Source organism: Planctomicrobium stercoris (genome assembly GCF_051465655.1).
In the GTDB taxonomy this organism is placed as follows: domain Bacteria; phylum Planctomycetota; class Planctomycetia; order Planctomycetales; family Planctomycetaceae; genus Planctomicrobium.
In genome coordinates this window covers 5,635,930-5,662,151 of record NZ_CP195791.1, presented here as the reverse complement: position 1 = coordinate 5,662,151, position 26,222 = coordinate 5,635,930, and the positions used below count along the sequence as shown (strand labels likewise).

General features: G+C 57.3%; 16 protein-coding genes. 3 read left to right on the top strand and 13 right to left on the bottom strand.

Annotated features, from left to right (window positions below; genetic code table 11):
- Positions 1–335: 335 nt before the first annotated feature.
- From SH661x_RS22935 to SH661x_RS22915, 5 genes are all read right to left on the bottom strand, one after another.
- Positions 336–1,232 carry a hypothetical protein gene (locus SH661x_RS22935; protein ID WP_437226440.1) on the bottom strand — a complete coding sequence of 299 codons (897 nt, stop codon included), beginning with the start codon at positions 1,230–1,232 and terminating at the stop codon, positions 336–338.
- A gap of 112 nt (positions 1,233–1,344) precedes the next feature.
- Positions 1,345–3,114, bottom strand: a complete 1,770-nt coding sequence (locus SH661x_RS22930) for a serine/threonine protein kinase (protein ID WP_437226438.1) — start codon at positions 3,112–3,114, stop codon at positions 1,345–1,347.
- A gap of 208 nt (positions 3,115–3,322) precedes the next feature.
- Positions 3,323–4,132, bottom strand: coding sequence for a hypothetical protein (locus SH661x_RS22925; RefSeq protein WP_437226436.1), 810 nt, complete (start codon positions 4,130–4,132; stop codon positions 3,323–3,325).
- 161 nt (positions 4,133–4,293) lie between these two features.
- On the bottom strand, positions 4,294–4,674 hold the full coding sequence (locus SH661x_RS22920; RefSeq protein ID WP_437226434.1) for a DUF488 family protein, N3 subclade: 381 nt from the start codon (positions 4,672–4,674) through the stop codon (positions 4,294–4,296).
- Between the two features lie 219 nt (positions 4,675–4,893).
- The gene (locus SH661x_RS22915) at positions 4,894–6,288 is read right to left on the bottom strand and encodes a hypothetical protein (RefSeq protein WP_437226432.1); all 1,395 of its coding nucleotides are present in this window, start codon (positions 6,286–6,288) and stop codon (positions 4,894–4,896) included.
- A gap of 569 nt (positions 6,289–6,857) precedes the next feature.
- Here SH661x_RS22915 and SH661x_RS22910 point away from each other — a divergent pair.
- Positions 6,858–10,517 (top strand): hypothetical protein, encoded by a 3,660-nt coding sequence (locus tag SH661x_RS22910; protein ID WP_437226430.1) that lies wholly within the window; start codon positions 6,858–6,860, stop codon positions 10,515–10,517.
- Between the two features lie 146 nt (positions 10,518–10,663).
- On the opposite strand, the gene SH661x_RS22905 is transcribed toward SH661x_RS22910, so the two are convergent.
- The 4 genes from SH661x_RS22905 to SH661x_RS22890 form a co-directional block, all read right to left on the bottom strand.
- Positions 10,664–12,016: an enolase C-terminal domain-like protein gene (locus SH661x_RS22905; RefSeq protein ID WP_437226428.1), complete on the bottom strand. Its 1,353-nt coding sequence runs from the start codon at positions 12,014–12,016 to the stop codon at positions 10,664–10,666.
- Between the two features lie 143 nt (positions 12,017–12,159).
- Positions 12,160–13,122, bottom strand: coding sequence for an ROK family protein (locus SH661x_RS22900; RefSeq protein WP_437226426.1), 963 nt, complete (start codon positions 13,120–13,122; stop codon positions 12,160–12,162).
- A gap of 129 nt (positions 13,123–13,251) precedes the next feature.
- Positions 13,252–14,265 carry a sugar phosphate isomerase/epimerase family protein gene (locus SH661x_RS22895; RefSeq protein ID WP_437226424.1) on the bottom strand — a complete coding sequence of 338 codons (1,014 nt, stop codon included), beginning with the start codon at positions 14,263–14,265 and terminating at the stop codon, positions 13,252–13,254.
- Positions 14,266–14,387: 122 nt separating this feature from the next.
- Positions 14,388–15,773, bottom strand: a complete 1,386-nt coding sequence (locus SH661x_RS22890; RefSeq protein WP_437226422.1) for an NAD-dependent succinate-semialdehyde dehydrogenase — start codon at positions 15,771–15,773, stop codon at positions 14,388–14,390.
- Between the two features lie 197 nt (positions 15,774–15,970).
- Between SH661x_RS22890 and SH661x_RS22885 the strand changes: the two genes are divergently transcribed.
- The gene (locus SH661x_RS22885) at positions 15,971–17,680 is read left to right on the top strand and encodes a cation:proton antiporter domain-containing protein (protein WP_437226420.1); all 1,710 of its coding nucleotides are present in this window, start codon (positions 15,971–15,973) and stop codon (positions 17,678–17,680) included.
- A gap of 362 nt (positions 17,681–18,042) precedes the next feature.
- Here the strand turns inward: SH661x_RS22885 and SH661x_RS22880 are convergent, their stop codons facing one another.
- The 3 genes from SH661x_RS22880 to SH661x_RS22870 form a co-directional block, all read right to left on the bottom strand.
- Positions 18,043–19,770 carry a sigma-70 family RNA polymerase sigma factor gene (locus tag SH661x_RS22880; RefSeq protein WP_437226418.1) on the bottom strand — a complete coding sequence of 576 codons (1,728 nt, stop codon included), beginning with the start codon at positions 19,768–19,770 and terminating at the stop codon, positions 18,043–18,045.
- A gap of 940 nt (positions 19,771–20,710) precedes the next feature.
- A complete protein-coding gene (locus SH661x_RS22875; RefSeq protein WP_437226417.1) occupies positions 20,711–22,009 on the bottom strand; it encodes an outer membrane protein assembly factor BamB family protein in 1,299 nt (432 codons plus the stop codon).
- Positions 22,010–22,073: 64 nt separating this feature from the next.
- Entirely contained in the window at positions 22,074–23,006 is a 933-nt protein-coding gene (locus SH661x_RS22870) for an RluA family pseudouridine synthase (RefSeq protein ID WP_437226415.1), read from the bottom strand.
- Positions 23,007–23,134: 128 nt separating this feature from the next.
- Between SH661x_RS22870 and SH661x_RS22865 the strand changes: the two genes are divergently transcribed.
- Positions 23,135–24,337 (top strand): NAD(P)/FAD-dependent oxidoreductase, encoded by a 1,203-nt coding sequence (locus tag SH661x_RS22865; protein WP_437226413.1) that lies wholly within the window; start codon positions 23,135–23,137, stop codon positions 24,335–24,337.
- A 17-nt stretch (positions 24,338–24,354) separates the two neighbouring features.
- Here the strand turns inward: SH661x_RS22865 and SH661x_RS22860 are convergent, their stop codons facing one another.
- Positions 24,355–25,965, bottom strand: a complete 1,611-nt coding sequence (locus SH661x_RS22860; RefSeq protein WP_437226411.1) for a multiheme c-type cytochrome — start codon at positions 25,963–25,965, stop codon at positions 24,355–24,357.
- Between the last annotated feature and the right edge of the window lie 257 nt (positions 25,966–26,222).

The following is a 26,222-nucleotide window of genomic DNA, read 5'->3' as shown; positions in this document are numbered from 1 at the left end:
GGAATGTGGAGGAGCGGGGAAATGATCGCAGCTAGCCCCTGTCTCAGGGGAGAACTTCAACCACGGAATTCACGGAAAGGAGCCGCAAACCAATCGAATCTGACGAATTTTGGTTTCGACGAATTTCCAGTGTGTGAATTCTCCGGGCAGATGGTAACGACGTGGCTCATCCATTCGCCCTCTTCGCCCGAGTCGTGGTTGACATTGTGGATTCTTTTTTCGTGAATTCCGTGCATTCCGTGGTTCTATTTTGAGTCATATCATTGGGGGTGGCCTATACAGAGTCGATGCAATCTAGCTGAAGGGTCCCTCCGCCTTCCTGCTTGGTGATCTGGCTACCGTCGGAGCAGGATGGCTCCGGCGCCCATCACAAGCATGGCGGCGCCGAACAGGCTCGCCACCTGAAACAGTCGGCGATTCACCAGCGATGGCTTCCACCGGGCCAGCAGGTCACGAGTCGTCTGCTGATCCAGCCGGACCAGCCAGTGAACCTGTGAGACGCTTTCTTGAAAGTCACCGACAGTCAGAGGGAATGCGACGATGCATTCCTTCACGATCACTCCTGCGTGTTCGATGTCGTGATGATTCGGCATCCACCGTCGTACGTCGGCATGGCTGTGGGCGAGCTCATCGAGGATCCGTGTCTGCAGGACCGGCCACAGCTGTTGTCTCGCCTCTTCCGGGGTGGCGAATCGCTGTGAATGCAGCACCTCTTCGAAGCCGCTGGGGGTGACGGCATCAGGAGCATTCACCCAGTCAGGAACAACAGTCAGCTCATTGCGGCTGATCTCCCGGCCCGTCGCATCGTGAATCACCTCGACGATGGAAATGGGATCGGAAGCATTGAGAGGTTGCCCTGTTGCGTCGGAACTCAAGACAGGAGTGGGAACGACAGGAGGAGTTGTCGCTGCGATCTCAGGAGGGGATGGAACGGCGGACGGTAACATCACCGGTGGCTGCGGAGCGGGCGGAGGATCGGGGATGCGCAGAGCCGGTGCTGGGAGATGATACCTCGGGGGTTTCATTTTATGGGGACCCGCGAAGTGGTGTTGATGCCGCGAAAACTCCATCGCACCCACCACGACAACCGCCAGCAGTAACACCCCACCCAGACCGAGCGAGGTGATTGCCATCCAGCCGAATTTGATCAATGAGACCAGAAAGACGACGGCCACTAGTCCCATGAACAGGAGAACAGCCAGAAACATCAATGGAAAAATCATGATCGACATACGACTCTTCTCGACGCGATAAAAGTTGATGCTATTGCGAGCGGGAGACGTGAGTCTCCCGATGAAAACACTGTCATCGACTCTCGGAAGACTCACATCTCCCGTTCGCCGTTCATCGGTGATCGATAAATCGGGCCCGGGAGGAATCGTTCCAGGGACTCGAAAGCTGCACGCTGCAGGCGACCACCGCTGCCCAGGCCAGTCCCCACGGCAGTGGGAATTCGAACGCCTTTGTCGTCAGTATGGCGATGAACAGCGTCATGAAGACCGCGCCGATGCTGAAGCGTTTCTCTCGTCGCGGTGACGTCAGGTAGCTCCAGTTCCGAAGTGCAAAGAGTGTCGTGAAGAACGCGAAATATCCCGCCAGCGTTGGACCCGTCGATGGCGAAACGAGTGGATGTTCGCCCAGCTGGTGAAAGAGAGCACGCGTTGAGAATTCGCCTCGGGCGGGGAGATCAACCAGCAGAAACTGGTCCAGCTTCCACGCGAGGATTCCAACGATCGATCCAATCACAGCGTTCGACCAGCGTGAGGATCGCCCGTTGTGTCGGGCGTCAGCAGAGAGTGCTGAAAGGAAGCCCACCCCCCAGCTCGCCAGCACCGAGACGAAAATGAAGAAGCCCAGCAACCCGGGGTCAATCTTGTCTGAGTGGTTGAGGGAAAACAGCGAGGGCCTTAATGCGGCGAGCAGTCCGCTCAAAAGCAGAATCGTCGGGACAGCAAGGATGTTGGACTTCAATGCTGCACTGATGGGGCTCGATCGTCGTGCGATCTCCTTCTGCTTCACGGGGCGTGAGCGCGAAATCAGTTCTTCCGCGGAGAGATGCTTTTCTGAGTTTCGTGGAAACCAACGAAAAACGGCGAACAGGACTGCCAGCAGACCCATTTCCAGTCCCAGCAAGCCAGGAACAGAAACGTCCAGGCGGGCAGCCACGAGTGAACTCAGTAATATCAAAAGCAGCAGGATGCCGGAGAACCGTCGGCGGGATCCCGGCTTCGCAATTTCAAACCAGCGTCGATTTGATTGATTTCGCGATGATGTTGACCGCTGCTGCTGAACGACTGGCTGTCCGCGAGCTGCGACATCCGTACCGAGGACCGCAGCATCAAACGCCTCTGTCAGTTCATGAACCGAGGAATAGCGATCTTCGGGATCCTTCTGCAAAGCTCGCGCGACGACTTTTTGTAATCGGGGCGGGAGCTTGGACAGATCCGGCTGTTCCGTCAGATGCTTCATCAGGATTTCGCCGGTCGATTCTCCATCGAAAGGGAGATTCCCAGTCAGCATCTCATAGAGAATCACTCCCAGGGCGTACACATCGACCGCTTTTCCGTAGCGGCCTTTCGCCACCTCGGGAGCCATGTAGTAGACAGTGCCGACACTCTGCGTGTGGGCACTCTGCTTTGAAACCGAAATGAACTTTGTGAGCCCAACGTCGCCCACCTTGACGACGTCGTTTTCAATGAAAATGTTCGCCGGCTTCAGGTCACGATGCACCAGTCCGCAGGAGTGTAGAAATCCGACTCCCGCTGTGATCCCCGGCAGCCATTTCCGTACCGTCTCGACCGGCATCCCGTTGGGATGACGATGGATCGCTGCCTCCAGCGTCTCCCCGGAAACGTATTCCATGATGATCCAGTGGTCCCCATCGTGGTCCTTGCGGACATCGAAGATGGTCACCAGATTGGGATGAGACAGGTTCAGGCATTGCTGGACGCCGCGCAGCTCAACGTCTGTGTTGTGTTGCAGCAGCTTGAGAGCGACTTCACGACCGGAATCAGAAATTCCGTAGTACACCTCGCCGAACCCTCCCCGATAGATCGCACGCTTCAGCGTGAAACCTTCCAGAGGCCGCGATTCAGGAGGGAACGTGAATTTCATGGAAAACGAGATCCGTCTAACGTTTCAGCCACATCGTTCAACTTTGATCAGAGCACGCTGCGTGAGCAAGGGCATCCCGCAAATGTCGAGTGTAAAATGCACTCGCTCACGCTTCGTGCTCTGAGTTGACACTCTCTCCAACGAAATTCTGCGAAATCTGGCTCAAAAGTTCGCTTGGAATCTGGCCTGACGGGAGAGATTTTCGAAATCACTCAACGTCCGCGTTCGCGACCTGGTCCCGGGCCTGCTGGCTGAAGTAACTGTCGATTTTCGCAGTGATATCTCCAGTCTCTTCGGCCTGATGCTGTTCAACGGGAATCAGGCCGTTCAGGTCACCTTCGGAAGCCAGGACCGCATCTTCCACGTCCAGCCGCTTCTCAATTGTCGAAATGAGCGTCTTGACGCGGGTGAGCTGGGAGTCATCCACAGCCAGTCCGTGAATCTGCTTTCGGGCGTCGATTGTCCGCATTCGGGCTTCCAGCCGCTCGAGTTCGACTTCCAGATTCTTTTTCTGGGAGAGCATCCCCTCGAGAGTTTCCCGGTTGGCGGCGAGGGCTTTTTCCTTGGCGGCCAGCATCTGCTGTTCGCGCTTCACCGTGTCTTCAGCGATCTTGAAGCGATTGAAGCGTTCCGCCAGGTCTTTCTCAACTTCGTGTCGCGAATACTTGTGGCCAGCGTAGACGAAGCGGACGTCATCATTCTTCAGGTCGCTGCTCAGAGAGAGGATCGCTTCCTGCTGGGACTTCAGTGCCTTTTCGCGATTGGCGATGGACGTCTGAAGCTGTGCGACATCAACCTGTTCTTCCGCGATCAGGTGCAGCGATTTCCGCACTTCAGGCAGAAGCCGTTCGACTTCATGGCGTGCCCGACGAATCTCGAACTCGACCGGGACTTCCTTCCGCAGGTGTTCACGGGCCGAACAGACTCCTGTCCGGGCGTAGCTGAACATTTCCTTCCCAGCGAACAGACCGCCGATGGTGGCAGCAGCTGCAGCTCCGTAGACCAGTTTCCGGATCATTTGAACACTCCTTGCAAGACTTGTGCGGGACAAGGGTGCGTTTGTCGGAAGCACCCGTCATTTGCAAAGGGGTTCGCCGGGGAGCAGAGAATCTTGGATGGAAAATCGAAATTTTGAGACGAATTTTCAAATTGGCGGCAGCAGCCGTTGGACCGGAATCTTCACTCGCTGGGGAAAGTCACCGGCAGTTGGGGGAATTTCCGCTGCATGAATTCGAGTGCCAGCCAGGTATGGCAGTGATGAACGTCGGGATTTTTGGCAGTGGGGCAATTGCATCCCAGAAAGACATCTTGATGGGTGGCCAGTGTGGCCAGAGCTTCGAATTCCTCGCGCTGAGCGTGAAAACGTTCTGCCAGAAGATGGAGATACTGCTTCTGAAACTCCTTCCAGCCTGTGGATGGATCGGCCAGAAACGATTCCACCATGTCTTGTGTGGGACGCAGGAGATGCCGCGTTCTCCACCGGGTGTCCTGGCGGATCCCCTCCGGCAGCGGGCCAGCGGAGTCGGGACGACGGCGGTAGATCGTGTATCTGGAAAGCATGTGAGACCTCGGACTCTTTCCGATGTGCGTCTTGCCAGAAAAGAAGGGAACCTGCCAGTCAATTGTGTCCGGCAGCCTTTGGAGATGCCACTCTGATGTGAACGCACCGCTTCCGATTCCGCGTTCAGGTCGACACACGATATGGTCCTGTTCAAATGAAAAACGACCACTCCCGAAGAAGTGGTCGTTTCAATTCAAACTCGAACTGACTTCACAGCGTTACACTGCCGGGCCAGCGGGCATCGGATTGAGCATCGGTCCAGGCTGTTCAGCCGGTTTGGGCTGAGGAGCGACCACCTGCTCGGGAATCGGCTTGGCAGCTTCATACGGAGCCACGTTGGCGCCACAGTTTCCGCTGGCACAGTTTCCGTCGGAGCAACCACCGAATCCGGAAGCTGCACAGCTGCTGCAGTTGCTGGTCGGACAGCAGGTTTCCACCGGGACCATCTTGCAGACTTCATAGGCCACCTGACGTGGGACCACTTTGGAGACCATGCGAGTCACCGTGTACTGCTCCTGACGAGGAACACACTTTGCCACGCGCTGTGTGACGGTGACGGGCTCCTGGCGAGTAACACAGTACGGGATCTTGCGAGTCTTAGTTTCGGTCACGATTCGGCAAGTCCGGGTCGGAATGCGGCAGGTCTTGGTTTCACAGACCATCTTGCAGACCTGGACCGGAATCTGGCAGGTCTTGGTTTCGCAGACCCATCGGCATGTCCGAACAGGAATCGTTTCGGTGACCTGTTCAGGGACCATCCGGCAGACCTGAATCGGGCAGTTTTCGGTAATGCATTCCGGGACCATCTTGCAGACCTGCACCGGGCAGACCTGACGGACCACCTGCGGGACATAGGTTGTGCAAGGGACCTGGCACTGCACGACCTGCGAGCACCAGACACGGCGGCAGGACTGCACTGGAGGACACTGAGTCAGGCAGACTCGCGGACAGCCGTTGCAATCACGGGTGACCTGCGGAACAACGGGGCCGGGAACGGTCACAGGCTGATTGACCCACTGGCCGACGACACGCTGCACGGTGCGAGTCGTGGTAACGGGCTGCATCACGGTGTAGCAACGTTCCTGGTTGACGGTTTCCACGACCTGTCGCATGACAGTCCGCTGAACCTGTCGGTTCACTGTTTCGGTCACAGGACGCATCACGGTGCGGCAGACTTGCTGATTCACAGTTTCAAAGACCGGACGGGAGACCTGATAGCTCTCCTGGCGGTACTGTGTTTCGTAGACCGGTCGCTGAACCTGATACTGCTGTTCCTGGAAGCCGGTTTCATAAACGGGGTGGCTGACCTGATACTGCTCTTCGCGACAGGCCTGTTCGACCACGTTGCGATAGCAGGTGGTCTGCACATCTTCGTAAACGGTTTCCATCACAGTGCGGTTGCAGACTTCCTGCACAGGCTCGCAGACAGTCTCATAAACCGTGCGATAACAGGTTTCCCGCTCGACCTTGCAGGCGGTGTAGCAGGACGTTGGAGCACAGCTGGAAACAGGGCAGGCGTTATAACCTGGCCCATGGAACCAACCGGCCTGAGCGGCAGATCCGCCGCAGAGAGCAACAGCCAACACCGCTGCTCTGCCGAGCAATGTACGCATCACAGCATTCCTCCGAACATTCTTCACAGGTGTCTTTCTCAGTCGTCGTAGCTGATTTCATCGAACCCTCCTGATCCGAACATTCGCGTCCATGCTGCCATACAAAAGTACGGGGTGCAAATTAAAATCTTTGCCCCGAACCCCAGATTTTGAATGCCAAACAAGGCATGACGTGGCAAGTTCACGCGATCCATCCTACTGCGTCGTTCAGACGAACTTGAGAAGAAAGATCCGTTTTGCCTCATCACCTAATAAACTTCATGGTTGCACATGTCAAAGTCCGCAGAGTTTGACACGACCTGTTTATCTTCGCAGTTTTGGGGAATTAGGAAGGATTGGCAGATTGTGAGATTCGTTTCGAGTCTGCGGCTCACTGAGCCTCATCGATCATCAAGTTGATGATCCCGACTTCAAATTTGGCGCACGGATCGGAATTGTTCTCCGGAGTGAAGTGGTAACTCGGAACGAGCCATTCAACCCGCTTCACGCGGAAATCCCGTCATTCCGGTGATAACCAATCTGACGGCAAAACCAGCCATAACGCTCTCGTCAGGCAGATTCCCCCTGATATGATGGTTTCCATCACCCGGGACGATACCGCCTCATTCGAGGGAATCATCATGTCCGATCCCCGTCTGGTTCGCCGTCTGGATCAAGTCGCCTCTCGACTTCGTACCTTGCGAGGGCTCTGGGCAGCGGCCGTCGGCTGGAGCCTGCTGGCCATCCTCATCTTTCTGTTCCGGCAGTCCGGTCAGAACTCGTGGGCCTGGTGTGCTGTTCTGTTCGGCGTGCCCAGCATTTTGATCGCAGCGGTGCTCGCATCGTCCCGCCGTCGGTCCGATCTTCATGCAGCAGCTGTCCTGATCGAGAAGAAATACCCTCAGCTGGATTCACGGTTACTGACAGCCATCGAACAGCAGCCACGTGGAAGCAACTGGGACTTTTCATTCCTTCAATCCGAACTGCTGTCGGAAGTGTTCGCGCAGCTGCGGAAGCAGGACTGGCATCGCGCGGTCACAGGGTCCCGGCTGTGGCTGGCGCACGGGGTTCACGCGCTGACCCTCTTCGTTTGCCTGTTGCTGCTTGTTCCTCTGCTGAAAACCATCCACGGTCAGGACGGCTTGGCACGCACTCCGGGTTCACAGCCCAATTCGATATTTGCGACCAGCGATTGGGTGGTGTTGGTCGAGCCGGGCAACACGGAGATCGAACGCGGGACGAGTCTACTGGTGCTCGCCCGGTTTCCCGAGCAGCTCCCGGGGCAAGTGGAACTCGTCACGGTGGATCCGCAGGGACGTGAAGTTCGACATCCGATGCAGAAGAGTCTGGATGATCCGCTGTTCGGTGGACGGGTTGCCCATGTCGCAGAGAACCTGACGTACCGTGTCGAATATGATGGAATCCAGTCGGACGATTTCGTTGTGACGACGTTTGACTATCCAGCACTCGTCCAGGCAGATGCCGATCTGACCTTTCCTTCATACACGTCACTTGAGCCTCGGACGATTCAGGACTTCCGCAGGATCACGGTGGTCGAAGGGACCGCTTTAGATCTGAAGTGTCAATTGAACAAGCCGGTCACATCGGCTCGGCTGATTGGAGCCGATGCAACGACACAGGAGTTAACGTCCGATTCAAGCAAGGGCAACCTGCGGTCCGCACATTGGACATTGAGTTCGCCGGGCGAGCAAACGTTTCAACTGCAGCTCGTGGACGACGCGGGGAGGACCAATCGCGATCCGACGGAGTTTCTGATCACCGTCGTTCCCAATCGAACGCCAGACTTGAAGGTGTCGTTTCCGACGAAAGACCTGCGTGTGTCACCGCTGCAGGAGTTGGTGTTGAAGGCCCAGGCGTCGGACGATTTTGGGGTCCGGAACTTCGGCATGATTCTTCAGACTCCCAGCGGATCGCAGGAAACGGTTGATTTCACCGGGACGACAGCGACTCAGGAACTTGCACAGGCGGAGTATCTGCTCGCCATGGAGAAGTTTCAGGTACAGCCCGACGACCTGTTTTCGTATTACTTCTATGCTGATGATGTCGGCCCGGATGGACAGTTGCGGCGATCGTTCAGTGACATCTACTTCGCCGAAGTTCGCCCCTTTGAGGAGATTTATCGGCAGCTGACAGCGGACTCCCGCAGCCAGGGGAGCGGAGAGTGCAAGAAGTTAATTGAACTGCAACGGCAGGTGGTCGCAGCTTCCTGGAACGTCGTTCGCAAGGAGCCGGCCGATGCTGTTTCGAACCGCTTTGCTTCCGAAGTGAAGACCATTCGGGATTCGCAGTCTCAGATCCAGAAGTTCACCGAGACTCTGAAGTCCCGCCTGTCGGATCCGCTGATGCAGAAGCATGCAGGGGAGGCGATTGAGCAGATGGGGATGGCGTTGGAATCCTTCAACAGAGCTCTCGATCCAGCAGCGGTCGCCCCGGTGAGTGAAGGTCGGACGTCCGCGCAGTCCGCCTATCAGACGTTGCTGAAACTTCAGGCACGTGAAACGCACCTGAAGCAGAATCAGGGGGCCAGCGACAGGCCGGGCGCTCCCAGGAATGAAATGAATCAACAGCTCAACGCTCTGAAGCTGAAAAATGATCGTGATCGCTATGAAACCGAGCGACAGGCGAAGGCTGCGAAAACTGCCGCCGATCGTGAAGTGGTCAAAGCGTTGGACCGTCTGAAAGAACTGGCCCGGCGCCAGGAAGACCTGAATAACCGCATTCGTGAGCTGCAGAATTCGCTTCGCGAAGATGTCAGTGAAGAACAGCGTCAATCGATTGAGCGTCAACTGCAGCGCCTACAGCAGGATCAGGAAGAACTGCTTCATCATCTGGATGAAGTCCGGGAGCAGATGAACAGCGAGCCAATTCGACAACGCATGCCCGAGGCCCGCGAGCAGGCGGACGTAACGCGGGAACGACTCGTTCAGTCCGCGCAGGCACTCAAAGAGGGTCAGACCTCTCGAGCCATTACCGAAGGGACTCGGGCGCAGCGGCAATTGAACGAGATGCAGCAGAATCTCCGTCAGCAGATGTCCGGTCAATTCGATTCTGCGATGCAGACGTTAAGAGACGATGTTCGGAAGCTTGCCCGGAAAGAACAGGAACTCGCAGAAAAACTGCAGCAGGAGCCCGGCCGAAAAGGACCGAGCCAGAAAACTCTGGGCGATCCGGCTCTGCCCGAGGGGAATGCGCTCGCTGATGAGTTTCGGCAGCAGCAACAAGATCTCCGGGACATTCTGGAGCGAAGTCAGGAAATTGTTCGGGAGTCTGAGACCAGCGAGCCGCTCCTTTCGAAGAATCTCTATGAGACGCTGCGAGGCATTCGGAAGTATCAGCCCGAAGAGGCTCTGGAGAATGTCGTTCAATTAACTCAGCGGGGAATTCGCAGCTCTGTTCCGGAGATAGAGCAACAGGCACGCAAGGGGATCGAAGAACTTCAGGCCGGCGTTGAAGCTGCAACAGAGAGCATTCTGGGAAATGAAGAGGCATCGCTGCGGTATGCTCAGGCGGAACTCAATGAATTGACCGCAGCGATTCAGAAGGAACTCGCGCAGCACGATCCTTCGAGCGGACAGGTCGAAGCGTCGCCCAGCAAGGAGAACGGCAATTCTTCCGAAGCTTCCCCGGCACAGGCATCCGGGCAAAAGCCAATGGACAACGCAGGCAACCAGTCTGCCGGACAGGGGCAGTCATCCGCCGATGCGAACGGGGGTCAACAACGGGCCGGGACTTCCGGGCAGTCGTCCTCTTCAGCACCATCGCAGGGCCAGCGGGGGAGTCGGGCGAACGGAAAAGGGGAGGGGGCTCCCTCCAGCGAGGCCATAAACCGGCTGCTGGGACTGGGGGGATCTCAGGGCGGAATGGGGAGCGGACCCGAGGAAGGCCCACTCACCGGGACTTCATACACGGAGTGGTCTCAGCGGTTGCAGAACCTGGAAGAGGCTTTAACGACAGCGGAACTGCGGGCACAGGCGGCAGCGATTCGCGACCGCGTCCGTCAAGAGCGGATCAGCATCAAACGCCACTCGAAAGCTCCCGACTGGGAAGTGGTCCGCGCGTCCATCTACGGTCCGCTTCTGGAGCTGGAGAAGGATATTGCGGAAGAACTTGCCCGCCGCGATCCCCAGCGGCAACTGGTCCCCGTCGACAGAGATCCTGTCCCCGAGAAGTACACCGACTTCGTGAGAAGCTACTTCGAGGAGCTGTCCCGTCAGAAAACTGATAATTGAGTGCTCTGAGTGATCAGAGCACGCTGCGTCAGCAAGTGCATTTCATCCTGCGAGAAACGGACTCGTGAATTCCGGGGATTCCTTCGCTTTGCTCGGTCCAGCCCGGCCACGTCGCTGTGGCCGGCATCGACCCTGACTCAACTTCTTTAAAAGCCGAGCCCGTTGCCGGTGAGGCAACCAGTTTCGACGGTTCCGTTCTTGATGTCGAACATCTGGGGCAGGTCGTGCGCCCAGACTTTGTTTGCCACCGGGCAGTACTGGCGGCCATTCCCTTCGATGGCCGTGACGCCGGGAATTCTGGCTGCCAGGCTGGCGGAGTGCAGGAACGAGAAGCCGGGACAGGTCAAATCCTGAACGCAGAGGAACAGGCCGAACTTCTGTGCGGCTGCAGCTGCGAAGAGAGCTTCGGTGTGTCCCTTGCAGGCCTTCAGGGCGACTCCGCTGTAACCCTGTTCCCGGGAGAGAAGCAGGGATTCGTAGTCGATGAGAGATTCATCAATGACAACCGGCTTGAGTGCGGCAGCCTTGTGCATCTTGTTGTCCGGGTTTGCCTTCAGGTCCCGGTGTGTCGGCTGTTCGATGTACTGAATGCGGTCGTATGCCTGCGGGGACTGCTCCTGAATCTTCTTCAGGAACGTCAGAACATAGTCCACGTTCTCGCACTTCTCGTTGAAGTCCAGCGAGTAGAACCACTCGGAACAGCCGCGCTTGACCTGTGCTTCGGCGGTCACCTGTTCGACACCCAGCACGCGTGCGATGTCCCAGTCCAGGTCGTCGCCAGCGAGTTTGATCTTGAGGTGGGTCAGGCCGTCGGCAGCGATCCACTCTCCCAGCGTGACGGGAAGGCCATCTTTAATCGGTTTGGTGACGTCCGCCTGAGTCAGCGGGTCGAGCGCGCCGACAAGGTGGTACAGCGGAATCGTCTTCTTCGGCTCGCGCAGCGTGTACTTGTCCAGATACTCACCCGCAAACTGATCGTCGAGATAGTAGCCCAGGTCATGGTGCATGAACTCGGCTGACAGGGTGTTGTAGCTGTTCCGGTTATTGACCTTACCGAACCCGTCATGCAGAGCAGCGTCGAGGGCACTGGCAGCCACCAGCTGGGCCAGATGAGGGAGGGGTTCGGGAAGCTTATGATCGCGGGCAACCACTTTGCCCAGATGTGCATATTCCGCGGAGATGGTGTAAATCAGGTCGATGGGGTGAGCGAAATCTTCCAGGCTGTCGGCCAGTTCGACGACTCGCCCTGCGAAGTCGACCATGGCTTTCTGGGCCTGATCCATGGTGACATTTTCTGACGGCCAGGCCCAGGCGGGAGCAACCGGCATGCTTCCCAGGCCGAAGGCGTGCTTCCGATCGCGTTGCTCAAGCGTCACCTGAACGTTGATCAACTGATGCTTTTCCATCACTCGACCGCCGAACTTCAGCGGAGTCCGGAACGGAAACTCTTCCAGAGTGATGATTGCCTGCTTGATACGGACGTCTGTCGACCTGTTCATGACACCAAAATGGTTGAAGAGAAAGAAAGCCAAATTTGCATGATTCTAAAACCAGCGGTTTCTTTGTTGCAACAGCGGAATCGAATTCGAGCAAACGGGGCACCGAAATCGTGGAGACACGCAAATCGCAGCAAATTCAACGCTTAGGCAGGCAGTCCTTGCGAGGCCAGCGCGATCGCTCCCAGGACGCCCGCTTCGCTTCCCAGCTGTGACGTTTCAATGCGAAGATTGTCGACGGGAAACAGTCGGCCGACCCGCGCCTGCATATCGTCCCGCACCCGTCCCAGCAGCAGGTCCCCCAGCTTCGCAACTCCACCCCCGATCACGACCAGTTCCGGGTGGATTGTGACAACCACGTTGGCAATGCCGATCGCAAGATAGGATGCCGCGTGGAGAATCGCCTGCTTCACGGGATTGTCCAGATGGGCCACTTCTCCCATGACTTCCGCGGTGACCTTTCCGGGATCTCCATCGACAGCGTCATGCAGGGCAGGGGCCAGTCCCATCAGCATCAGCCGGATCCCTTCGGCGGCCAGGGCAGTTCCGCTGGCGAGCGTCTCCAGACAGCCGTGATTTCCGCAGCCGCACAACGGCCCCGTCGGGTCAATCGTCTGATGGCCCAGTTCGCCGGCAGCGCCCAGCGGACCGATCCGCAGCTTTCGGTCGATCACGATGCCGCCGCCGACACCGGTCCCGATCGCCATGAACATCATGGTTTCGACGCTGCGTCCGTGCCCGTAGACCAGTTCGCCATAGGTCGCCATCCGCACGTCGTTCAGCAGGCGGACTTCGCATCCCAGCTGCCGTGAAAGAATGTCTGCGGCGGGGACATCTTTCCAGTGCGTGGTCATATTCGGAAGGTACCGCGTGATTCCCTGCCTCGCATCGACCAGGCCGGGCAGTCCCATCCCCAGGGCGGCCGGCGAAACGCCGGCTTCAGCTGTCAGTTGTTTGACGTATTCGCCGATGCGCTGAAGAACCGCCTGCGGCCCTTCGTGCGAGTCCGTGGGAATGCTCCCTTCGCGGACCAATTTCCCATCCGCTCCTGCCAGGGCGAATTTCACCGACGTACCGCCGACATCCACTCCCACAAACAGTTCGGGCATGGCAATTTTCCACGGGCTGTCCGTTGAAGATCACAACAACGGTGGTTCAGCTGCACGCTTGACGTGTGCAACTGAACGTGACTCGATCGATCTTTCGGGAATTCAAAACTCACCCACGTTGCGGGCTCTCTACGACTGTTCGGTGGTGCCTGACTTTGTCAGCTCGTCGCGAACGCGGGTCAACAGGGCCTGTGTCTTTCGAATTCCGTCCACCTCATCCAGACGGTGCCCCTCGTACTCGATCCCGATGTATCCGTGATAGCCGGCATCCAGCACGATCTTCAGCATGCGCGGATAATCAATCGTGGTTTCATCACCCGCTTCGTTGAAGTCCAGGGACTTGGCACTGACCGCCATGGCAAACGGCATCAGCTCGGTCACCCCTTCGTAGCGGTCGTATTGCTCTTCGGGAGAAATCCGGAAATTGCCGAAGTCGGGCAACGTCCCGCAGTGGGGATGATCGACGGCCGAGATCACCTTCGCCAGCCATTTGCCGTTGGAAGAAAGTCCTCCATGGTTCTCGACGAGCACTCTTAAGTTTCGCTCTTCAGCGAATTCGGTGAGCATTCGCAGACCGTCAACAACGTATTCATGCTGTTCTTCGGGGGTTCCCCGGCTCCCCGCATTGACGCGGACGGCATGGCAGCCGAGCAGGGCTGCGGCATCCACCCATTTCTTATGATTCTCGAACGACTTCTTGCGAGCTGCATCATCGGGATCGCCAATCAGACCTTCGCCGTCCACCATGATCAGCAGGCTCCGCACGCCTGCATCGTCGGCCCGCTTTTTCATTTCGGCCAGATAATCGGTGTCCTCAGCTTTGTCCTTGAAGAACTGGTTGACGTACTCGACAGCATCAATGCCGAATTCCTTCATGGCGAACGGGGCGAAATCGAGATGATCCAGTTTGAAATCCGATTTCCCGAACAGGGCGCGATTCAAGGACCACTGTGCCAGCGAAATTCGGAACAACGGATTGGCGTCGGCAGCAGATGCACGCGCCAGGAATCCGCCAGTCGCGATGCCGTCGGTGAGCTGCGACGCGCCAAAAATCGCTGCGCCCAGGATGCTCTGCCGGAGAAATTCACGACGTCCCAGTTCCAGATTCACTTTCCACTTCTCCTGTTCAAGCAGTTGGGGCAATTTCAGATCGTGCCAGCCCCAACATCCTGCATCAGGAAGAGCTTGTCAATTCGGAAATCGAAGCGGATGGGTGTCGACCGCAAATTGGCGCAGGTTCCGCGAGTGTTGTTCACGGTGAGGGATCAAGTGCTCCCGGAATCGACCCACACCGTCTTGATGTTCACGAATTCGCGGAGTCCGAATGTTCCCAGCTCCCGCCCGAATCCTGATTTTTTCACGCCGCCGAACGGGAGAGTCGGGTCCGATTTTGTATATTCGTTGATGAAGACATTCCCGGAATCGATGTTCGCCGCCAGTTGTTCTGCAAGCGTCAAATCGCTGGTCCACAGGCTCGCTCCGAGTCCGAATTCGGAGCGGTTCGCCAGCTCAATCGCGTGCTCAGCACTGTCGACCCGCGTGACGGCAGCGACCGGGCCAAAGGTTTCTTCATCAAACGCGGTCATGCCCGGTTCGACGTCGCTCAATAGCGTCGGTTGGTAGAACCATCCGGGGCGATCGGGGGATGTTCCTCCGGTGCACAGACGTCCTCCCTGCTTGAACGTGGCCAGAACCTGCTTGTGCAGCGTTTCACGTAGATCTTCACGGGCGAGCGGCCCCAGTTGAGTCTCCTCCTGCATCGGATCTCCAACCTTCAAATCCTGAAGGCCCGCGGTCATGCCCTCTACGAATTCCTCATAGACGTCGCGATGCACCAGAAACCGCTTGGCAGCGATGCAGCTCTGACCGTTGTTCATCGTGCGGGATTCGACCGCTTTTCGAATCGTTCGCTGCAGGTCCGCATCCGGAAGTACGATGAACGGGTCAGAGCCCCCCAGTTCCAGGACGCATTTCTTCAGCTGTCTCCCTGCCGCCTCAGCGACGGCGATTCCCGCTTTTTCACTTCCGGTCAACGTAACTGCCCGGACGAACGGGTGCTCGATCAGCCCAGGAATGGCGTCCCGGTCAACATTCAGCGAGAGGAATGTTCCTTGCGGAAATCCGGATTCCAGGAACACTCTTTCAATCGCTGCAGCACAGCCAAGGACGTTGGTCGCGTGTTTGAGAATTCCAACGTTTCCCGTCAGCAGAGTCGGCACTGCGAACCGGAACACCTGCCAAAGGGGATAGTTCCAGGGCATCACAGCAAGGACAGCCCCCATCGGATCAAACCGGATGTAGCTGCGTTTTGCGGAGTTTCCCTGAACCTCGAGTGGTCTAAGGTTCGGAGGCCCTTCTTTCGCGTAGTAGTCACACAGAAGGGCACATTTCTCCACTTCCGACCGAGCCTGCAGAATGGGCTTTCCCATCTCGAGGGTCATCAGCTCCGCCAGTGCATCACGCTGGGCCTTGAGGGTTTGGCCCAATCGCTGCAGCAGCCTGGCCCGATCATCTACCGGGGTGGATCGCCAGGATGAAAAGTGGTCCCGGGCTCTGGAAATCAGGGCATTGACTTCCGTTGTCGAATGCGGGGGATACTCCGCAAGGACTTTTTCATTAGAGGGGTTAATTGAGCGAAATGTTGTTGTCATGTCCTGTCACTCCCAAATTCCAGTTTCCCGGTTTGCCGTCACCGGTTACAACTCATCGCTCAGTCCCGCCCTGGGAATTGCTCTGTTCACCATAATCGAAACGACGCAGTTGAAAAGGAAAACCCCGCCTCTGAGGCCATGATCATGAACTGCGGTCCAACAGACGTTGCGATGCCGCGGTTGATGCCGATTTTTTTATGGATGCCCTGTCCAGCCACGACCTGACGATCCTGCTGCTCTCGCTGGGAGTATTACTGGCGATTGCGCGCCTGCTCGGCGAAGTTGCCCAGTGGCTGCATCAGCCGGCGGTGGTGGGAGAGATTGTTGCGGGCCTTCTGCTGGGGCCGTCGGTGTTTGGGGTTCTGGCTCCGGATCTGGCTTCGAGCCTCTTTCCGCAGACAGGATCGATTGCTGTTGTCCGCGATGCGGTGACGACACTGGCGATCACGCTGTTTCTGCTCGTGGCCGGCATGGAGGTGGATCTCTCCTCGGTCTGGAAACAGGGGACGACCGCCCTGAAAGTGGCCCTTCCCGGGATGGTGGTTCCTTTCATCATTGGTCTTCTGTGCGGCTGGCTGGTGCCAAGGGCCATGGGGTGCAACCAGCACGGCAACGCGCTGGTGTTTGCATTGTTCTTCGGAACAGCCCTGTCCATCTCGGCGCTCCCTGTGATCGCCAAGATGCTGATGGATCTCAACCTTTACCGCAGCGATATCGGGATGCTGATCATCAGTGCAGCCATCCTGAACGACCTGGTCGGCTGGGTGGTCTTCGCGATGACCTTGAGCCTGATGGGGGACGCGCACGGACCACAGCTGTCGATCGGGGCAACGATCGCCATGATCCTGATCTTTGCCACGGGAATGCTGACGGTCGGACGATGGCTGATCGATCGCAGCGTCCCGGTCATTCAGGCGTATTCGCACGGCGCGGGAGGTGTTCTCAGCTGTGCGCTGGCACTGGCTCTCATTGGAGGAGCCTTCACGGAATGGATTGGCGTGCATGCCATTTTCGGTGCATTCCTGGTCGGCGTGGCGGTTGGTGATTCTTCACATCTGCGGGAGCGGACTCGGATCACGATCGACAATTTTGTGTCGTTTGTCTTCGCTCCACTGTTCTTTGCCAGCATCGGGCTGAAGGTCAATTTCATCTCGAACTTCGAACCGGTGCTGGTCTTCACCGTGTTGATTATCGCCTGCATCGGCAAACTCGCCGGTTGCTGGCTGGGGGCGGTCTGGGCTGGACTGCCGTCGCGAGACCGATGGGCAGTCGGGCTTGGAATGAACGCCCGCGGAGCCATGGAAATCATTCTTGGGTCATTGGCACTCGACGCAGGGCTGATTGGCGAAAAGCTGTTTGTGGCATTGGTGGTGATGGCTGTGGTGACATCCGTTGCCAGCGGACCGTTAATGCAGATGGTCCTGGGGCTCTCCAAGCGGCGCACGCTGGCGAACCTGCTGTCGAGCCAGCGATTCGTTCACAGGCTGCAAGGGACGAACCGGACTCAGGTCATTCAGGAACTTGTGCGGGCAGCATGCAATGCCAGTAATGTCGACGTTGAAGAGGCGACTCGAGCTGTGCTCGACCGCGAAGAGACCATGCATACGGGAATTGGCCGGGGCATCGCGATTCCGCATGGCCGGTTGAACAATCTGGCTGCTCCGCTGATCGCTGTCGGTCTCTCCGACGTAGGGGTCGACTTCGACTCCCCCGACGGGCAGGCGGCCCATGTCATCTTCCTCATTCTGGTGATGGAGAATGACGGCGGAGCACAGCTGGAGTTGATCGCTGCCATCGCCCAGGCCTTCAAGCCGGAATGGGTTATGGAGCGAATTCTTCAGGCCCGTAACTTCACCGAGTTGCTGGCAGTCTTGAAGTCGAGCGCCGTGGCAACGAACTCCCATTGAGCCAGACCGGAAGTGACCTCAGATGCACAGCATGGGGTCTTCTCTGCTGAGAGGCACTGGATCGATACGGCGGAGAGTCGCAGTTTTTTACCGCGAGGACGCAAAGGACGCGAAGTCTCCCCTGGTTCACGATATCAACCTGAACTTGAAGAGCATCGCTTCGTTTCAGTCAATCAGCTTACGAATAGAGATCACAATGACTTTCAACATTCCGCTCTTCGCGAACTTCGCGCATTCTCGGTGAAATTGCAATTTGAAAGCGAGTACACGACGACTGGTGCCGTGAGAAGACGATCCTAAAAACAAAAATCGGGCCGGTAAGACCGACCCGATTGGATTCATGGAGTGCAGCTGGTCCCACCTTACAGGGCGGCCGGCTCCAGGCTTTCGTCTTCAACATCGATCACCGGCATTTCGCCCGGCTCGCCCGAGTACAGGGACTCGACGAATCCTCGCAGATGCTCGGCACGGGTCTGGTGCTGCAGCTTCCGCAAAGCTTTCGATTCGATCTGGCGGATACGCTCGCGGGTCACCTTGAAGATCCGTCCGGTCTCTTCGAGCGTGTAGCTGTAGCCGTCGCCCAGACCGTAACGGAGCTTGATGATTTCGCGTTCGCGATACGTCAGGCTCTTGAGCACGTGAGTGATCTTGTCCCGCAGCATCTGGTGCATGGCGGAATCGGCAGGAGTGCTTTCGCTGCTGTCTTCGAGGAAGTCTCCGTAGCTGGAGTCTTCACTCTCACCGACTGGAGTATCCAGACTGATCGGATGCTTCCAGGTCTTCATGATCCGTTCGGTTTCTTCGACCGAGAGCCCGACTGCTTCCGCGAGTTCTTCGGTGGTCGGCTCCCGCCCGGTTTCCTGACGAATCTGCTCACTCTTGGCCTTGAGTGTGGAGATGCTCTGGAACATGTGGACTGGGATTCGAATCGTCCGGGCATGATCCGCGACAGCGCGGGTGATCGCCTGGCGAATCCACCATGTGGCGTAGGTCGAGAACTTATAGCCGCGACGGTATTCGTACTTTTCGACGCCGCGCATCAGTCCGGCGTTCCCTTCCTGGATCAGGTCCAGGAAGCTGAGGCCGCGGTTGCGGTATTTCTTGGCAATCGAGACGACCAGTCGCAGGTTACCGCCCGACAGCTGCTGCTTGGCATGTGTCCAGGCATCGAAGCGGTCGCGAATGCGGATCAGACGGGCTTTGTACTCTTCCGGAGTTTCACAGGTCAGGTCGACCAGATCCTGCAGTTCACGACGAAGCATGGCCACTTCGTTGGCGGCGGTCGGCTTGCGTTTGAGCAGGTTGATCTCGCGAACGAGTTCGGCCATCCGTTCGCCGATCTGCTGCATCCGCTTGTAGACTGGCTGCAGACGATGTGTTCGCAGCGAGAGTTCTTCGCACAGCGAGCACATCTTGCGGCGGCGGATCTTCATCCGCTCTTTGGCAGCACTCTTTTCTTCAGCGGTGGCGTTCTCGGAACGCGTGACGTCGAAGTCGAGTCGGTTCTCGGCAAGGAGGTGCCGGATGGTCGGCAGATTGACCGGCATGCGGCCGAGGATCTGCTCTTTCTTGGTGTTTTCGGTATCGGAGGTCCGCAAGGTGCGTTCGAACGGGAGTTCGTTCGTGTGAACCTGCTCGAGGATTTCGACGGCCGTTGTCAGGGCAAAATCGGATTCCATCAACGTGCGACGGTACCGCTTGCGGGTGATTTCGATCTGCTTGGCGAGAAAAATTTCGTCTTCGCGGGTGAGCAGCGGGATGTTTCCCATCTGGCTCAGATACATCCGGATCGGATCGCGCGAGGACATGGGAGCATCTGGCTCGATCAGCCCGCGGGCGAGAGCCATTTCCGTCACGTCCTTGTCGGTCGTGTGCTGCTCCATCCGGGTTTTTTCAGCGACCGTCTTGGGCTGATTCGGATCGTTGATGAGCGGCAGGTCGAGTTCTTCGAGCGCATGAATGATCCGGTCCATCATGACGGGGTCACCCCCTTCATCAGGGAGGTACTCGTCGACCATCTGATAGGTGAGAAACCCTCGCTTGGAGGCCTTCTTCATCAGGTCGGCCAGTCCAGAATCGAGTCGATGCACGGGGTCAGCTCCTACACAAAATTTGAATCTGAATGTTCTGTCGGGCGTCATTTGGGCCGGGAAACACCACACTCCGGCCTGCAGGTCATCTCATGAACGCCAATTGTCTTCTGGTCTTTACGGTCGTCTTCCAAAGTTTTCGCAGAATTTCCAAGGAAATCGGAAATCAGCGAATGCAGCACGAGATGTTTCGTCTGCGATAGACTTGCTCTTGTTCAATCCTTTTTCCGGGGAATAATGCGTGATTGAATCATACGACGTCATGCCGGGTGAGAGGTGAAAACAAAGCGGTCAAAACATACGGAGGACAGTTCCTTCGCAACCAATCGTCGCGATCCACACTTCTTATCAAAACTGCTCAGCCAGCTAATGTCCTGTCCGTCTTCGCTTTGGTGCAGACTTTTCTGAAAAATCAGAAGAAAGTCCGAATTGCACAAGCCAACTCCCGTCCAATTGACCGCGTCGATGGGGCGTCCCGCAATTTTGAGGCTCAGCTCCTGCAGACACCTTGTTCAACACCGGTAGACCGACCGAGGAGGGGCCGGCTAAGAATTTTCGGGGCGATTGCATCCTGTCTCTCTCCCGATGACGAAGCCCGTACCGGATTCTACCCTCGAATTCACGCTGTAACATCTTGTGGCTCAACGTGTTCAATGAATCCGGGTCGCTGCACGACTTGACACAAAATCGTTGCAACTCGTCTGTCATCCTAACACAACTCCAATGACCGTCCACGCAGATTTTTTTTGCCATTCCAACTTTTATTCAAAAAAAGCTGGAGTTCTGAGCCGCTCTCGCTATCGCCCCGATGGCCCCCCTCTTCTCTCCCCGACAACTGCTTTGAGGCGAATTGCTACATCGTGCTTCCTGCAAGGCGAGATTCACTAATTCGCCCAAATCCCAGCCATTTCCTCCCCCTGAGTCGGGCTATCCCTTACAGTCACCTTCCCAGGTCTAAACACTTCAACACCTTTTCGTCTCGAATCAGGAACTTCCCATTCGAAAGGGCTGGCAGAGCCCGAACTGTGCCTGAAAGTGGCCGGCATTTCGAAATGACCTTCATCCCTTCCGGGTCGGGATTCATCAACAGCAACTCGCCGGTTGTCTTCATCGCCAGCAGTTTGTCGTCCGCCAGCAGCAGCGTTCCATAGCCGAAATCCTGCTCAACCCATTTCACCGGTGACGCCACTTTCCCGGATGGTGTCGAGGGATTGGATTCGTCCGTTGTCACGCTCAATGCAGACAGTTCCACGCACTTCAAATCCGCTGGCGGAACATCATCCCGGCCGTCGATGACGTAGACATATCCGTCTTTGTGGATGGGTGTGCAGTACTGTGTCGCGATTGGACCTTCCTCACGATACAGAGTCCGAAATCCCAGCAGATTGAATTCCCCATAAACCATTCCGATTCCATAGGCAGCGGTCACAAGCAGTCGGTCTTTGAGAATCAGCGGAGCTGCAGCGTTGACGGTGGGGCCTCGCTGTCCGAACGGAAACTGGAACAGGATCGTCCCCGTTTTCGGATCCAGCATCTGGCACTGATAACGGGTGATCATCATCACCAGCGGGGTGCCGTTCATCTCCAGCAGGACAGGAGCTGCGTAGCTGGCCGGTTCGTTCGTCCGAGTCCAGACGGTTTCACCGTTCTTCAAAGAGAAGGCGACGATTCCCGCGTCTGTCTTGGTCCCGCCGACGTTCACAATCACCAGATCGTTCACCACGATCGGACTGCTTCCCGCTCCGAAGTAGCCTTCCGGAGCTTTGAAGTCCCTGTGTGTCTGCCGTTGCCACAGACGTTCTCCAGTCCGGAAGTTTAAACAGGTCAGAACGCCCTGCGCTCCAAAAGTGATCACGTTGTCGCCGTGAATCACCGGGACACAGAGAGGGCCATTTTCAGAACCGACCTGCGGCTCGAATGTTGTCGGGTAAGAGTCCGCATAAAGGGTCTGACCGGTCGTGGCATCAAGAGCTTCAATGACTTCTTCATCGCCAATACGATGGAAGAGAACTGCCCGATTTCCGACGACAGCCAGCCCGGCGTAACCGCTGCCGACCCTCTTTTCCCACAGCTGTGGCGGGCCTTCCCGGGTCCACCGCCGGGCGAGTTGTTCGTCCTGGGCGATTCCGTTTCGCTGCGGGCCGAGGATTTGCGGCCAGTCCCCAGCCTGCAGAACACCCATTCCCGGCAGACCGCAGATCCCTGTCAGCAAGCAGAGTTTAAAGAGTCTTCGTAACATCGTCGTCTCCCTCCGTGGTTGATTCTGGATGATACCGTGATCCTCGTTGTCGGACGACACAGTCTCACGGAGTTCGAGTCGATTGCGTCCGCAGGAAGCGTTCAAACTCGGGAGGGAGCGGGGCTTCGAAACGCACGGCTTTCCCTGTCTGAGGATGAACAAACCCGAGAATCGCTGCGTGCAGTGCCAGGCGTTTTGCCTTCCACGCGGGGTGAGTCGCCAGGTCCGGTCGATATCTGTCATCCCCCAGCACTGGATGTCCGACTTCCGCGAAATGAACGCGGATCTGATTTCGCCGCCCCGTCTCCAGAGTGGCCCGCAGCGAAGTGGCCTGACGCAAATGCTGTTCGACCTTGTAATGAGTGATGGCGATTTCTCCTTTTTCGCCAGGACGGACCGAGTACCGCTGCAGCCGTTTCGATGTGGCCATGAACGTCTTGAAGGTTCCGGCTCGTTGAGCCACTTTGCCCGCCACGATGACGGCATATTCGCGTTCCGCCTTGCGAACCCGAAACTGTTCGATGAGAGCCTGCGCTGTCCGATCGGACTTCCCGAGGACCAGCAAGCCCGATGTGTCCCGATCCAGTCGATGCACCGGGACAGCCCGGGCCGATTTGTGTCTGCGTCGCAGGTAGTGTGTTACCGCATCCACGAGTGTTTTCTGCCCACCCGCATCGGTCTGCACGCTGAGAACTCCGGCTGCCTTGTCGACCACAATCAGCTGATCATCTTCGTACACGACCTGAAAAGCTGAGTTGCGGGGTTCCGGAGCCGGTTCCTTGTAGCGGGTGTGTGGGTCATGAGTGACGACGACCACATCCCCCGGGGAAACGGTCACTCCTCCTTTCTTACAGAGCTTGCCATTCAGCAGAACGCAGTCATGATGAAGCAGGCCGCGAACCTCTGCGCGGGAACGGGACGCCATGGACTGGACGAGTTGATCCAGTCGCCCCGCCTGCTCCTCGCTCACTTCACATCGCACCTCCACCATCGCCATGCCAACACCCACTCGCAGTCGTCAGTTTCTGAAATTCCTGTTTTTCCAAGAACCTGTATCGTACTGAAATTTGCCGGGAACGGGATGCACTTCGGCGTCAACATGTGTCTGCAACAAGGATCGCATCCGTGGATCTCAAATCCGCATCCCCGTTCTGGCCGATCAAAGAGGGGCTTCTGGCCACCTATCCTCCCTTGACCCGGGATGAGAATTGTGAGGTTGTGGTCGTCGGTGCCGGGATCACCGGTGCACTGGTTGCGGACGAATTGAGTCGGCGTGGGATGGATGTCGTCGTTCTGGACCGCCGCGATGTGGGGCAGGGGAGCACCAGCGCGACCACAGGGCTCCTGCAGTACGAAATTGACGTTCACCTGTGCGATCTCATCGGCAAAGTCGGACGTGCACACGCTGAGCGAGCGTATCTGCTTTGTCTCGACTCCATCTCTCAACTGGAGCGACTGGCAGGGGAATGCCGTTTCCCGTGTGGCTTTCAAGGGAAAACGAGTTTGTACGCTGCGAGTCGCAGGCGAGATGTCCGTGAGCTGGAGAAAGAACACGCTGCCCGCCGTGCCTGCGGGATCAACGTCGAGTTGCTGAAGACCCCCGAAGAGATCTCGCGGTACGGGCTCAATCAGCCCGCACTTCTAGTCTCCCATGATGCGGCCGTCTGCAACGCGTTCTCGCTGGCACATGGACTCCTTCAGAATGCGATTGATCGCGGAGCCCGTGTCTACGACCGCACGACAGCGACACAGTTCATCCACTCCGGCGAGGGAGTTCGAGTTGAAACGGATCGAGGTCCGGACATTCTCGCGGGACGGATCATCTTTGCGAACGGATACGAATCCCAGCGGCAGGCTGGTGTCAAAGTGGCGAAGCTCAAAAGCACGTATGCTTTGGTGACTCAGCCGCTCGAAGACGTTAGCCCGTGGAACCGTGACTGGATTTTCTGGGAGACGGCTCGGCCCTATTTCTACATGAGAACGACAGAAGATGACCGGTTGCTGGTCGGTGGAGAAGATGATTCATTCCGCAACCCGGCACGTCGCGATGCCCGCATCTCGGTGAAAGTTCGAAAGCTGATGAAGAGGCTGAACAAGTTGATTCCCGATCAGGATCTCGAACCGGAATATGCCTGGGCAGGCACGTTCGGGGAGACGGCTGACGGGCTGGCATACATCGGCCCCAGCCCGCGCGATCCGTACACGAGTTTCGCACTCTGTTTTGGAGGAAACGGAATTACCTTCAGCGTGATCGCTGCCAGGATCCTGGCCGATCAACTCACCGGGACCCCGAACCCTGACGGCGAGATCTTCCGCTTCGGGAGATGATTGCTTCCCGCCCCCGGTCAGTGAGCAACGTCCGGCCAGTACTTCTCGAAGTCGAAATGGGGATCGTTGTCGCCGTCGTGACAGCGGATGCACGTTTCTGATTTCGCCCGGGCGAGCGTGAGTCTCATGCCCTCTCGCGCATTCTGCAGGTTGGCGGTGATCTCATCGCCGGTCTTCCAGGATTTTTCCAGAGCGACATGCTCCGAGCCGGGGCCGTGACAGTTTTCGCACTGCTGGCCCGCGAGGAGCGGTGTCTGAGCTTCGTCGATGAATCCACTCTGATAGCGAAGTGCTTTCTGCGGTTCCCATCCGGTCGTATGGCAAGCCAGACACTCCGGGTCCCAGATGCGCGGGATATAGTGTGCTTCCTGACCGGCGCGTCCCGTCTTCAAACTTTCAAATGCGTGAGCGTGCTTGCTGTCTTTCCAGACGTCGTAGGCGTCCGCATGGCATTCCTTGCACTCCTGCACGCCGACGAACTGTCTGCCGTCCGGATCGGAAATCTTCTGGGCGGTCAGTTCAGGCCACGCTGCCTTGAGGCGATCCTGATACTCCTGCATCAGATCATGAATGGCGGGGAGTTCTTCAAACCGCTCCTGATCCAGCTCCAGCACGGTGTACTTGAGTTGATTGTCGGGATAGACACCGACAACGGCTGCGTTCTTCCCTTTCTTACCGACCTGCACGAGCATCGTCTTTCCGATATAGACGGGCTCGGATCGCGGATCTTCCACGCTTCCCGAGGTGACGACGATATTGAACTCGGGGTAGGTGCGGGCAAGTGATTCGGATTCTTCCATCGTGGCAGCGGAGAGAAGCACGAGAAGATCCGGCTTCTCCGCTTTGAGCTTCTCAATGGTTGCTGGAAGAACTTCGCGAGGATCCTGGACGAGCAGTTCATTGGCGTCGCGGGTCAGTCCAGCCGCTGCGAGTTCCTTGATGGTGCTGTCACCCGCGATGGCGGTCACACCGATCTTCATCCCGCCGATTTCAATCAATCGAACTTCCAGCGGAGTTCCCAGTTCCTTTGCACCAAAGATCGTGGTGTTGGTTCCCAGAAAAGGAACATGGAAGTCGGGCTCGGAGGAGACCTGCGTGAATTCGGTGTAGAGGTCCTGAGCTCCCAGCATCAACTCGGTTTTGCCCAGGGCCTGTCCCTCGTAGCCCATTTCGTTGAGCCCCTTGAGCATGATGGAAAACTTGATGCGGGTCTGGGGGTACGTGATGCGGGCTTCGTTCAGCGAATCGCCCACATCCAGTGCCGTCGTCGGCCATTTTTTCTCTTCCCGCAGCAGCTTCAACAGGCCGCCGCGACGGGCGAATCCTCCAGACTGCTTTTCCTGACATCCACACGGTTCGAGGTATCCGTGGATGTCACCCGTGAAGACCAGCGCGGCTTGAGGACTCTGCCAGTCGCCGAGCAAGGTTGCCGGTTTGGAAGCGTTTGCTGGGGGCGTTTTAGCGGGAGCAGCGGGATCGGTCGCTGTTTGAGTTGGTGCGGAGGCGCCGTCGACGGGAGGTTTCGGTTCGGAATTGCAGGCGCTGATGGCTGCCAGAAGCCATACGGCGAACAGTGCAAATCCGAGATTCCAACGTCCCGCTTCGGATCGAGTCAAACGACCGTACATTTCTCAATTCCCTTCAAGTGGCGCAAAATCCGCCGTTTTCTGCCCGCTCCCTGACCGCTCTGCATTCTACCCGCCTGGACGAATTGGTGTTAGGCAAGTTGACTTGAGGGGAAATCTGAAGTTTGTCGGACCGATTCTGATGGTTGTATCGATTGTCCGGCCCCTCTCTCAAATCCGGATTACGGCATGATTGCAGTGCCGATCTGACGACGCAGAGAGATTCCTGCGGATGCGCTCATTGTCCGGATCGAAGCGAT